This is a genomic window from Sphaerospermopsis sp. FACHB-1194 (assembly GCF_014696235.1).
Lineage (GTDB): Bacteria > Cyanobacteriota > Cyanobacteriia > Cyanobacteriales > Nostocaceae > Sphaerospermopsis > Sphaerospermopsis kisseleviana.
The window spans coordinates 1-12553 of record NZ_JACJPU010000079.1 but is presented as its reverse complement, the minus strand read 5'-3'; the positions used below and the strand labels follow the sequence as shown (position 1 = coordinate 12553).

11 protein-coding genes are annotated in these 12553 nt (G+C 35.0%); 6 read left to right on the top strand and 5 right to left on the bottom strand.

Annotated elements, in window-relative coordinates; all coding sequences use genetic code 11:
• Nucleotides 1–13: 13 nt before the first annotated feature.
• Nucleotides 14–229: a gas vesicle structural protein GvpA gene (gene gvpA / locus H6F45_RS25215; RefSeq protein WP_057178839.1), complete on the bottom strand. Its 216-nt coding sequence runs from the start codon at nt 227–229 to the stop codon at nt 14–16.
• Nucleotides 230–1448: 1219 nt separating this feature from the next.
• Here gvpA and H6F45_RS25210 point away from each other — a divergent pair.
• Nucleotides 1449–1715 (top strand): hypothetical protein, encoded by a 267-nt coding sequence (locus H6F45_RS25210; RefSeq protein ID WP_137667052.1) that lies wholly within the window; start codon nt 1449–1451, stop codon nt 1713–1715.
• A gap of 234 nt (nt 1716–1949) precedes the next feature.
• Here H6F45_RS25210 and shc read toward each other — a convergent pair whose 3' ends face one another.
• Complete coding sequence (gene shc, locus H6F45_RS25205; RefSeq protein WP_190348720.1) at nt 1950–3854, bottom strand: squalene--hopene cyclase; 1905 nt, start codon at nt 3852–3854, stop codon at nt 1950–1952.
• A gap of 33 nt (nt 3855–3887) precedes the next feature.
• Between shc and H6F45_RS25200 the strand changes: the two genes are divergently transcribed.
• Entirely contained in the window at nt 3888–5069 is a 1182-nt protein-coding gene (locus tag H6F45_RS25200) for a glycosyltransferase (RefSeq protein WP_137667067.1), read from the top strand.
• A gap of 104 nt (nt 5070–5173) precedes the next feature.
• Here the strand turns inward: H6F45_RS25200 and H6F45_RS25195 are convergent, their stop codons facing one another.
• Nucleotides 5174–5587: a hypothetical protein gene (locus H6F45_RS25195; RefSeq protein WP_190348719.1), complete on the bottom strand. Its 414-nt coding sequence runs from the start codon at nt 5585–5587 to the stop codon at nt 5174–5176.
• A 424-nt stretch (nt 5588–6011) separates the two neighbouring features.
• On the opposite strand from H6F45_RS25195, the gene H6F45_RS25190 reads away from it, so the two are divergent.
• The 4 genes from H6F45_RS25190 to H6F45_RS25180 all read left to right on the top strand — a co-directional run bounded on the left by H6F45_RS25190 (nt 6012) and on the right by H6F45_RS25180 (nt 8759).
• The gene (locus H6F45_RS25190; protein WP_190348718.1) at nt 6012–7259 is read left to right on the top strand and encodes a tyrosine-type recombinase/integrase; all 1248 of its coding nucleotides are present in this window, start codon (nt 6012–6014) and stop codon (nt 7257–7259) included.
• A gap of 287 nt (nt 7260–7546) precedes the next feature.
• Nucleotides 7547–7672, top strand: a complete 126-nt coding sequence (locus tag H6F45_RS27210; protein WP_277877031.1) for a hypothetical protein — start codon at nt 7547–7549, stop codon at nt 7670–7672.
• Nucleotides 7673–8370: 698 nt separating this feature from the next.
• Nucleotides 8371–8547: a hypothetical protein gene (locus tag H6F45_RS25185; protein ID WP_190348717.1), complete on the top strand. Its 177-nt coding sequence runs from the start codon at nt 8371–8373 to the stop codon at nt 8545–8547.
• Nucleotides 8544–8759, top strand: a complete 216-nt coding sequence (locus H6F45_RS25180; RefSeq protein ID WP_190348716.1) for a hypothetical protein — start codon at nt 8544–8546, stop codon at nt 8757–8759. The genes H6F45_RS25185 and H6F45_RS25180 overlap by 4 nt, the downstream gene beginning before the upstream one ends.
• Nucleotides 8760–8797: 38 nt before the next feature.
• Here the strand turns inward: H6F45_RS25180 and H6F45_RS25175 are convergent, their stop codons facing one another.
• Both H6F45_RS25175 and H6F45_RS25170 read right to left on the bottom strand, forming a co-directional pair.
• Nucleotides 8798–9280, bottom strand: coding sequence for a hypothetical protein (locus H6F45_RS25175; RefSeq protein WP_190348715.1), 483 nt, complete (start codon nt 9278–9280; stop codon nt 8798–8800).
• Nucleotides 9281–9569: 289 nt separating this feature from the next.
• On the bottom strand, nt 9570–12553 hold a 2984-nt coding region (locus tag H6F45_RS25170; RefSeq protein WP_190348714.1), incomplete at its 5' end, for a DEAD/DEAH box helicase family protein.

Genomic DNA, 12553 nt, shown 5'->3' with positions numbered 1-12553 from the left:
ATCTACTTCAAAATTAAGCAGGTACCGCAGCAGACTGAGTCAAACCTACAGCTTCTGCATATTTCAGGTAGGTTTCTACAGATGCGATTACGATTCTAGCTTCTACTGCTAGTAATTCAATACCAACTAAGGAAACACGAACCCAAGCATCTACAACGATACCTTTGTCTAGGATTCTATCAATAACTTCTGCCAAGCTAGAGGAAGAATTAGTTTTTTCAACTGCCATTGTTTTGTACCTTAATTCATTGTTGTTGATTTGAGTATCTACTTATATCTTGTAATAGTTTCATTGTAAATATGACTACAGTAAGGTTTATAAAGGTCGATCTTTTATTTACTAGGTTATATGGAGACAACTTTATGTATGTGGTTAAACCACTATATAGTTAGTCTCACTAGGAAATTCCAGTTTGTTTAGTCCCAGAATTTTCTGATGTTAACCTAGCTTACTGGAGTCATGTAACATTCACAAGATAGTAAGTTATACACTCGCTTGAACTCTTTATACTAATATCACTAGTTTTACTATTTGTAAATAGCCTGGCAAAAAAATCAGTAGTAGAGAATAAAGTCAGTCATTATTACTAAGTTATAACTCAATATGTAACGGATTGTAACAAAAATTAAATTTACCCAAAACCTTTCTCTTGAGTCTCTTCCCTGATCCTTCTTGACTGTGACAATGACAATTTTTAATGCCAACCTGGCTAAAAAACTAAAAATCAAGAAATTTATGGCTAAGGAAATTATGTTTTTGTCCTTACGTGGAATTGCCTTTAAGTAATGATTTTTACTCTTAAATGACATTGATCACAAATATTTACGTAAATTTTATGATAAAAAAAATGTTCTAATTATAACTTGTGTTAACAACAATGTTACAAAAGTAAATATATTAGGAGTAAAATAGATTTTTTGTAACTTACCTTAATCTACACATACCAGTATCTGTGATCTGTAAATAGCCAAAAGTTTGTATAATAAAAAGACATTATGCTTAAGTATTTATTCTATTCACCTTGTTCTGTATGGGTTGCAGTTTCGTGAGCAAAAATTATTTAAGTATAATCAATTCAGACTAATCAATTTAAAAAGCATTGATTTACGGCTAAAAGCTTAATAGTGAATATATACTGAGATTTCAACTTATACAGGACTTACGCAAAAGGGAACGAAAGTAGGGGTAATATCCTTCGGGAAGCAAGCTACATGAATTACCCCTACGCAAGAATAAGGTTTTCAGTCACATCTTGCGTAAGTCCTATTGTACACAAAGGAAAAATCGCTCCCATCGAACTCTTGAAACTGTTCCCTGTCTCCACGACAAGACTTTTTCAGCAAACCCTAGGTACTGAGTAATTTAAAATTACTGAACAATAGGAATGGCAATATTAGGTGAAATCTATTATTATAATTAGTCAAATTCAATTATTTCTCCCTAAATTATGTCTATAGAAAATACTTCTGCTTCTGTGTCACAGCAAGCCTTAGCCGCTCTGATTGATGCTTTAGTCCAGCAAGGTCATCCACCTCAATATGCTCAAGCAATGGCAACATCAATAATTTTTCAGACAGACTTAGATTTACGGAACGCCCAGCTTGCTAGACTTTTAGCCTGGCTGAAAGAAGAGCATAATAGTATTTATCCATCTGCTCTTGCTATAGTCGAAAATACTTGCAAAGAATTTGAAAATCGAGTTACAAAAGGCTAAATATAAACACATTTGTACTTAGTTAAGGTTAACTTAGAAAGAAGCCATGTGATCTGAAAACATCACCCACGGTTTTGAAGCCGAGCATGAGGGGTGACTCTCATGCTTAGGTTAACAGAGTGTCAATACACCTATTAATTCAGTGATACAGCAAATTGCAGATCAATCAAGTACAGGATCTAACTTATACAGCAAGCAATTTTTACTCTTCAACGCAGTGCTTTTTCCTGACTACTAAATTCTGCTGTATCTTCCCAAAGCAATTAAGGGAAAATACTGTTGATAAAGGTGATACTTGAGATAAAAATGACAAGGAAAACCTGTGCCTGTAAAGTAATATTCATCCCAAGTACCATCTGAACTTTGAGTTTCTAACAAATAATTAACCCCTTTTTCAAGACTCTGAAAATCAAATTTTCCCGTTGCTTCACCTGCTGCAATTAATCCAATTATCGCCCAAGCTGTTTGAGATGCGGTACTGTCTCCCTGACCTTTTAAACTCGGATCATTGTAACTAAAACAAGTTTCTCCCCAACCACCATCAGCGTTTTGCACTTTCACTAACCAAGCTGCACCTCGTTCTATTTCACTGCGATATTTTTGGGGGTTTATTAATGCTAATGCTGATAAAACTCCACTTGTTCCATAAATATAATTTACTCCCCAACGTCCAAACCAACAACCTTCTGTTTCTTGTTCATTGAGAAGATAATTCAACGCCTTTTCTAACTTATCTGCGGGAATTGATAAGTTACCAACGCCCAACATTTCTATTACTCTAGCGGTGACATCGGCAGTATTTGGATCTATCATAGCTTTCAAGTCACCATAGGGAATAGAATTTAGCCATTCTTGATGATTATCAATATCAAAAGCTGCCCATCCTCCCGGTTGACATTGCATTGATTCTATCCAATTTAAAGCTCTTTTTATAGCTTGTTTTTTGAGGTTTTCATTGGGTAATTTTGCCTGATGCAAAGCCATGACAACTACAGCAGAATCATCCACATCGGGATAAAAGCAGTTATCAAATTCAAACGCCCAAGCACCGGGTTTTCCTTGTTTATTTTTGACAAACCAATCACCATAATCAAGTATTTGTTTGTCTATTAACCATTCTCCAGCTTTTACTATTACTGGATTATCTGCCTCAAAACCTGAATCAATTAAGGCGCGAATTGCCCAGGCTGTATCCCATACGGGAGAAACACAAGGTTGAATGCAGTAATTATTTTCTGTTTCCATGGCGAAATTATCAACTGCTTTTAAACCCCGGTAAATAATCGGATTGTTAGCGTCGTAATCTAGACATTTTAAAGCTAACAGAGAATTTAACATGGCGGGAATAATTCCCCCCCAGTCTCCTGTAGCTTCTTGACGTTCTAAAATCCATTTTTCAGCAGCTTTGATTCCTTCTTCTCGAAAAGGTACAAAATTTAAACTTTCTGCTAATTTAAACCCGTCATCCAAAATGGTAAATATATCCGACCAATCATTATTTTTTGGTAATTCCCATTTGACATTATTCACACCTTCGGTATATAATTCATCTAGGTTGATGGGGTTGTCAATTTCAAAGACAGGTTTCTGATCAAAGACTATTAATAATGGCACGGTACTAGAACGCGCCCAGCTTGAAAGCTCATAAATATTGAAGGGAAAATTTTCAGGTAATAGCATTACCCAAGGTGGTAATGATGGCAGTCCACGCCAATTATAACAACCTATTAATGCTAAATGTAATTTAGTAAAAATGCGGGTTTTGCTAATTCCACCTTTTTGCAAAATTAAAGACTTTGCTTTGATGAGTGCGGGATCTGTTGCAGGTACACCTAACAACCGCAAAGCCATGTAAGCTTCTACAGTGGTACTGAGTTCTCCCCCATCACCATAAAATAGTTCCCATCCTCCATGCTCTTTTTGTTGCGATCGCAAATAGTTTTCAACCTTATGCAAAGGTCGAGTTTTATCTGTTCCCCAAATTTTATGTAACAGTACAGTTTCCGCAGTGATGGTAACATTTGATTCTAATTCCGCCCACCAATAACCATCGGGTTTTTGAATTGACAGCAGATGTTTTTGACTAGCGGCGATCGCTTCTGTAATTTCCTTGACTTTTACCCTGTCTTGTGTTTGCATAAAATCCTGACCTCAGCAGTTATGGTAGAAGTTATGGTAGAAATTTTAGCGGGTTTGATGGTTTTATCTTTAGCAATTTGGTTATTTTTACTGTTGTTTTGGGGGCAGTTTTGGCGGGTAGATCAACAGTTAAAAACCACAGCAAATAAATTACAATCTTTACCTACAGTGTGTGTAGTAGTTCCAGCGAGGAATGAAGCTGATGTAATTCCTGTAAGTTTGCGATCGCTCCTTTTACAAGACTATCCTGGTAATTTTCATGTATTTTTAGTAGATGATCAAAGTACCGATGGTACAGCCAATTTTGCCCAAGGAGTAGCTTACGCAGTTGATAAACTCGAACAATTACATATTATTTATAGTGCAGATTTACCTCATGGTTGGAGTGGTAAACTTTGGGCAATGGAACAAGGTGTAAAAGTTGCTGTAGAGACGTTTCATGAAACGTCTTTACAACTACCTGACTATTTATTACTAACAGATGCAGATATAGAACATGATATTAGTAATTTACGGCGATTAGTTGCCAAAGCAGAAACAGAGAATTTAGACTTAGTATCTCTCATGGTAAAACTGCGCTGTCAAAGTTTTTGGGAACAATTATTAATACCTGCCTTTGTCTTTTTCTTTCAAAAACTTTACCCTTTTCGTTGGGTAAATAACCCGAAAAAATCTATTGCTGCTGCTGCTGGTGGTTGTATTTTAATTCGTCGAGAAACCCTAGAAAAAATAGGCGGACTACAAATAATTCGTCAAGCATTAATTGATGATTGTTCTTTAGCCAAAGTCGTGAAATCTCATCAAGGTAAAATTTGGGTGGGATTAGATGCTTTAACTTATAGTTTGCGTCCTTATGATTCCCTAGAAACTATTTGGAATATGGTAGCCCGTAGCGCCTACACACAACTAAATTATTCTCCTTTGTTGTTAGTGGGAAGTGTCTTAGGAATGTTTATAGTTTATATGCTGCCAATTTTAGGAATTATCTTAGGTTTAATTATGGGTAATCTGCTAATAATCATTACAGGTCTACTCATATCGCTATTAATGACATTCGCATATTTTCCCATAATCGCCTTTTATAAATGTCCTCTTTGGTTAGCTTTTTGTTTACCTATCATTGCCTTTTTATATACTTTAATGACATTAGATTCTGCTAACCGACATTGGCAAGGAAAAGGAGGTGCTTGGAAAGGTAGAGTTTATCAAAATTAGAATTATTAAAAAGTCAGGAGTCAGGAGTTCAAGGAGTCAGAATTTTATCTCTCTCTTTTTATCTCGTTCCCAGTCTCAGACTACGAACGAGAAATTATCAATTGTCAATCATCAATCATCAATTGATAACTATGCCAAATTGATGGTTTATCGTTATTAGTTTTTTCAGGAAGTAGCAAACGCCAACTTTTACCTTCTCGTTGAATTTGTAAATAAATATCAAAAGGTTTTTGTGGTTGAGTGATTTGTTTTTTGGGTAATTTAACAGTTAAATCATAAGTTCCCTGGACATGATAAGCTGGTAAATATTCAATGGTTAAAGGTTCTTCTTGCGTAATTACTACTTGCTTAATCTCAAATTTTTGAAAGTCTAAATCTAGCTTTTGTGTAAGTTGCTGTTGAGTTTTTTCTAGTTGAATAGCAATGGCTTTTTCAACTAATTCATAAGTCGGTTGCAATGCAATACTACTACAAGCTGTTAATAAAATCAAAATTCCTATTAAAATTAACCGCATCATGTATTTTCTATAATACCTTGATATACACTGATCAGGTAGTTATCCTAGCTTCTAGCCAAAATACCTACAATTTATACATAGTAAAGGTTTCAATTATCTGGTATAACTATGTTAGTGATTATTTTTTTTGATCTAAAAAATAGTGCTTGACAGATTTGGTAGAAAATTGGTAGAAAGTATCAAAGTTGAGACTTGAATTTTCTAACCCAAAAACCCTAAAACCCTTATCTAGTAAGCAATGGGCAAGAGGAGAATCGAACTCCTATGACCGCAAGGTCGCCACATTTTGAGTGTGGTACAAATCACACTCTTCCTTACTATATAGCCGCCCCTAAAAACATACAAATAAAATTTTTGGGGCGAATTTGGGGCAAAAATCCTAACCCTACCAATCACCAGATTTTACTATTTGGTAGGTAGGACAATGCAAGATTTAAAAAACATCACTGATCTATTAGACGCGGTTAAACGTGCTAACAACGAACTGGAAATAGTCACCATAGGCACTAAACAAGATAAAAATGGCAACTATAGGTTAAGGTTGCGTGCGCGATCAAGAGAAATAAACTTTGAAAAGCATACTTACCCATTAACAAAACAGGGACTCAAAGCAACGATTAAAATAGCACAAGAGATCGAAACCGACTTTTTTAGAGGTTGCTTTGACACTACCTTAGTCAAATATGGACTAGCCAAACCTAACGCGCCTAAACTTACACAAATAACGACACTACCAATAAACAACGAACCCGACTTAAAAGAAATCTGGGAGAATTATAAAGCGATCAAAACAAACTCAGTAGCACCGCGAACAAAAGAAACTTACTGGACAACCATTGACAGTTGGCTAGATAACTGTCCCAAAAAATGTCTGATTCTATCTAATGCAGATAAGTTGCTTGCATGGTTAAGGACTAAGCACAAAGACGGCGGGATAAAATACCCGCTTAGAACCTTATCAGCAGCCGTAAACCTAGCGATCAAACTAAATAAATTAAAGTCAGCTAACCCTTTACCAGCACTGGAAGAAACCTTAAAAACAACGCCCAAGAAAAAAATCCAGGCATACAGCAAAGAAGAAATAAAAACAATAATCGAAACCTTTAAATCAGGCCGCTTTGATAAAGAGTCGTCAAATGTCAGTAGTGCTTATTATGCCGGGCTAGTAGAATTTAGATTTTTGACTGGGTGCAGGCCTAGCGAATGTATAGCCTTAACTTGGGATGATATTAAGTGGAATGGCGATAAATGCCAAATAGTATTTAACAAGAGAGTGGCGGGAAGAAAAGATCGAAGTGTCCAGCACGGCACTAAAAACGGGGTTGATGCACGAATTTTTCCTTGCAACCAACAACTAAAAAACCTGATCAAACAACTTCCAAAAAAAGATAACCCTGAAAACCTAATTTTCCCCTCATTCCGATCCAATTCCTACATTAACCAAAAGGATTTTAATAGTGATTGGTGGAAACCCATTGTCTCAAAATTAGTCGAGTTGGGCGAAGTTAGGGAATACTTGCCATTTTACGATCAACGTCACTCCTTCATAACCCACACAATTAGATCCGGTGTAGATATCAAGACAACAGGGACTATATCTGGTAATTCGACTCACACAATTATCAATAGCTATCTTGCGAGTAACGACTCAATCGAACTTCCAGAAATCTAGTCCTATTCCTTACTTTGTACGTCACCTACTCATATACCGAGTAGGTTTTTTTTAGGACTAGTTTGCATTACCGTTAATGAAAACTAGCAAATATCAAGCAAGTTAATCCCACTTTTGATCACGGTAAAATGGCTGAAACCTATACCCAGTAAGGGTTTCCAGTCCCACCGATACAAACACTTCGGCAGGGGTACGATATTGTCGAACTCCTTAAACATGGCTGAAACCTATACCCAGTTATGGGATTCCCCATATCCACTTTTGTATCAATGTGATACAAAACCATAATGCCGAATTATTCGGTATTCAAACTAGGCAAATTAGCTGATTATGTGCGATCGCACAAAATCACCCTCTATATTTTTGCTAGTCATTTGGCATATCAAGCGTTATGCCATTTGGAATATCGGTAAAATCCCCTCCTAAGTATTTTATTTAAGTTTTTAAGTATTCTAGAAAACTATCGGTGATATTTGCCCATAATATATATATTAGTTAGGGGTGTTTCGGGTTTTAGCTAAATTTTGGGAGGAACTAATTAAAGAATAGGGAGGGCTTGTTTAAAACCCATTCCCCAAAACCCGCCAAAAAACGCCCTTTAAATGACTTTAGCTATTCCTAATAACAGAATCATCATTAGCTATTTTCAATAACCCTTAAATTGGATTTTAAAAGACGATTGGGGGAACTCCTTATAGTTTCCTAGTTTAGCCCTATTAAAATCCTTAAAATTGCTGAAACCTTTACAGCATAAGGTTTTTAAGGTTTGCTACTTAAACACTTTAGTTATTTATTTATCTCAAAAAACTGTAAGTAGTTTAACTACTGAGTTTTTTAAAATACAAAAATTTTGTAAGTAAATTTTAACTAATTTTATAGGTTCATTTGTATAAATAAAATCAGGGATTTTACCGTGCTTAACTAAAACCCTTATAGTGTAAGGTTTCCAGTATTTCCTACTTAGTATACTTAGTTAAGTAGCTTACAATTTAAATTCTAAGTGCAGTATACGGATAGTGTTATAAAATTTAAGTAGTGTATTTTATACATTTTAGATTGTAAGTAGTTTGAGCGATCGCTATAATAAAAAAAAATCCTCACTACACAAACTATGGAAACTCAGTATTTCGCCATTGAAACCGACTTCCCAGAATTGCAATTAGAACCAGATCCGAAACTATTTGAATTACAACAACGCCTTAAACAAAGTTTTTATGACATTTTGATTCATAAAAATAGAATGCTAAAATCAAAAATAATTCCCCACAAAAAACCCAAAAAACAATGAATAATCACGAATATAATCAAATAATTAAGGACTATGAAACATTAGGTATTCCCGCGCCATTAGCTAAACAATTAGCCGATGTTCACTTAAAAGAAAAGTCCCAACCCTATTACGAAAGATCGCGCCAAGATAACGAATTATTTGAGGAGGCACATAGAATAATGGCTATGAAGTCGGTTTTACCCGTAACAACGCCATTTATCACAATCTAAAAAAAGTACAGCACTAACAACTAGTGCTGATTTTTTTATTAACTTTTCTCAGATACTTCATAACCTTGTGAATCCAGAATGGAAACCGCGCGATTTACATCCAGTAAATGAAGTCCATTAACAATAAATTCGTTTTTCTGAATATTACAAAGTGAACTAACTAAAATACCAACATTCTTAAAATTTATCTCATTGTATTCTTTATCAAGTTCTATAAGCAACTTATCTTGCAGCTTTAATCGGATCTCCCTATTTTGCGCTGCTATCTCCTCACTTGTCTTAATAGCACGCTCAAGCCAATCACTATGGTTTTCTATTATTTTGTTAGAACTCAACTCAATATCATAATCATCCAATCGTTCCCTATAATCAGGATTTTCATGCTTAAACTCGGTAAACCATCTGTAGATCGTCTTATCCGTGATTATACCGTTTAACTGTTTCCTAACGTATTTAAGAGAATGTCCATTTGCCCAAAGGGCGAAAGCGGTTTTCTTTTCTTGGCAAGCTGATCTAGGCATTTTTATAAGTTCCTTAAATTACGACTAAACAAGTCTAAATTACACACATTATAATAGAAATATACATATATTAGGTGGAAAAATGTTAGACAATTGTTGCATAAGAGTGAAACAAAACCACGCGGTTATTGAATGCCCTAATGAACAAGAATATAAAAATCTAATGAAAAATCAATCAAAACTAATTGCGCTATTTCCAGAAAACTTTGAAACTGTTTCTATTAAGTTAAAAAACAACATAACTACCTTGCATTGTGTGGAATATAGGGGACTAGCCCCTATAACTTAGCTAAGGAAATGAAGGAACGAGTTTAATAGAAACCTCACCCTCCAAAGCAGCTTGACCAATATCCACTAAATCAGAAATATTAAATTGAGATTTAACATCAACTTGGGGAATTGCTGCTTTTATAGCCTTAGCATCTAATGTTATTGGTTCATTGTTTGCAATTGCCAACTCATCAATAAAATCAGCATAAAGGTTATTTTCATTAAATGCTGACAAACCAATCAATTTACGCATTGTTTCGTGGTAAATGTTTCTAAGTTCCTGATTATTCTCCCTAATTAAAACATACTTAGTTGCCTTACCGTTCCCAACAGTTTCTATCTTGTGGCCAAAAATATCTAAAACCTGCCGAATAATAGCTAAAGTAGTTTTTTCCGGTTTGAAACCTAACAAGTTTTTAGCTTTTAAAGGTTCATTAGCTATTTTTTCGGCTATTGACTGTAACAAAGATCCTTTACTTAGATCCAGCTTAGTTCCCGTCAAAATAACGGTTAACTTTTCACCATTAACCTCAACTTCTTTGCTAAATTCTTGGTTAGGTGACTTAATAAACTTCGATGATTCAAACTTGATAGATCCGATTTCTAGCCAATATTTCTCGCGGATCAACATATCAAGTCCCAATTCTCTCAGATAAACTAATCTTGGAAGATCGGATTTTTTAACCCAGTCAAAAGCAAAGAAGTGTTTATTTTTAGCTGACTTTTCTAACTTAATCGACTCCTCAATTCTGGTAAACCAAAACCTATCAATCAATAAGGAAAATTCTGATTTTAACTTTCGCCAAAACCCATCACGCCATAATTGAATATCGTCTTTATTTGGGTTAGGAATTACCCCTAAACAAGACTTATTAAACTGATAGCGATCAAGCAATGTCTCCTCCTCCCTACTAAATTTCTGGTTTTGGTTAATTAGATTTTTATAATCATCGTCACTAATTAATCGCGATAACGCCACTTCGCCATTCTTCCCATCAATCGTCTCAACTTGCGACTTCTTGATCGCGCTGTATAGATCAGATTGTCCTATTTCTGTTTTTGGAGAATAAACCCTATCAATAGTTTCCTTAGCTACCCCAGATTTATATTCTTCCATCCATTTATCAGCCTCCAATAAAGTCCAATTTTGCTTATATTTTATTAATCTCAAGACTACACGCCTAAACATAGATCCGGTCTTTAGGTTTGATTCTAAAGCTATCATCTCGTACATATATTGAGACGATAACGCGCTCCTAACCAAATCAGCAGGATTGTAATACCCTCTTAAACGTTCATAACCCTTATCAAAATATTGTATTTTTAGATTTAATTGCTCCTCAACTTGTTTAGGAGTGTATCCGGTTAATGTGCTAGATCCGAGTACAGCGTTAGCTACCCATATATGGCGCTGTAGTCCTTGTTTGTCTCTTAACCTTAACGGAATTTGTAAAGCATCGGTAGGCAATCCCTGATTATAGAAAATATTGAATTGATAATCGAAACAGTGATTAGCCACACTAACACCACTAGAAAAGAAATTTTGATTAGTGATTATTATTTTCCCTTTACAAAACTTTTCAAAGTACGCTTCTTGTACGTGTTTAGGTTTTGAAAGAATATCAAACCCAGGGTGATCAGGTTCTAAGCTATCACCATCATGAACCACTATATCTTCAAACCAAATCCCCATATCCATCAACGCATTCGCTATATTTTTAGGGGTGTATGTTGCATCAAATTTTGCACTCTGAGAATTGACGTTAATTGTTGCGTTCGGTTCATTCAGCCTGATCAAATGAACCGCTTTAATCATCTCTTTAGGACTTGATCCATTCCATAAGACGAACTCACGATCAAACCTAAAACTAGTCCCAATTTTCAAACTATTTCTAGGCGCTGATTTTTGCACATAATTAAAAACAGATTGATAAACGTCAGCATCCAGAAATACATTTAATTCGCTGCAATTTAACAATTTTTCGACTTTAGATAAGTGCAGCGCCCTATCTTTTTTAATGTGTGTGTCACCTGTATGTAAATGACTAATATTCTTGCTACACTCATCAAAAATCAAAATATACTTAATATCGTGTTCCTCTAGTAAAGGCATTACCCTTGTGAATAAACTATCAAGACAAGTTACACACCCTCTAAAGTTTTTTTGGTTTTGATGAATCCAGAAATTTTCATCCACTTGCGGTAATTTATACCCAACCCCACAGTTTTTTCTTAATGAGATCGTAGGTGTAACAACTACAGTCGCTATATTAAACAATTCCCAAAAATACGTACTTAGTGCTGTACTGAAGGTTGTTTTACCAAGTCCGTGAGGAGCTTCAAAATATATGTTTTTAGATTGTCTTTTCTCGATTTCAGATATTAAGTAATCAATGTCAACTTCCCTATCATCAAGACATATATCCAAACTATTCAAACTTAGCTGATTGTCGATCAAATCATCCGCTAAATAGTCAAACATATCCTGATCATCTATTGTCAATTGACAATCATTGACCTTGTTTTTAGAACCATTGTTTGCAGTAATAAATTTGACTAAATTTACAAAATCGGATTTAGTCCATTGTTTAGCGTTTTTAGTGGTTATGCTAATCTCGCGTTTATTTCCTATGAAGGGTTTTAATCCCTCCCTAACGTCGTAGTTAATGTATTCGTGGTTTGTTTGTTTAACATCTGGAATAGCGACCATCGGAATAGCCGGCAATAAATCGGCATTACCAAAAACAATATGTAAAGGTTCGCAAGATTCACTAAATCTAGTCCAATTAAGATAAGTTGATTTTGATAAATCAGAAAACCTCAAACTAGATTTAGTTGGATCTAATTTAGGCTGATCATCTATTTCTAGAGGATTCCCAATTTTTTCTCTCTTGCAATAAAAAGCTAAGGTTTTATTTACCTTATCAATAGTTGATTTATCCAAAGAATTAGCCGGATCTAAAGTTTCAGATCCTACGCTATGCAACATATTAAATGCAGCGA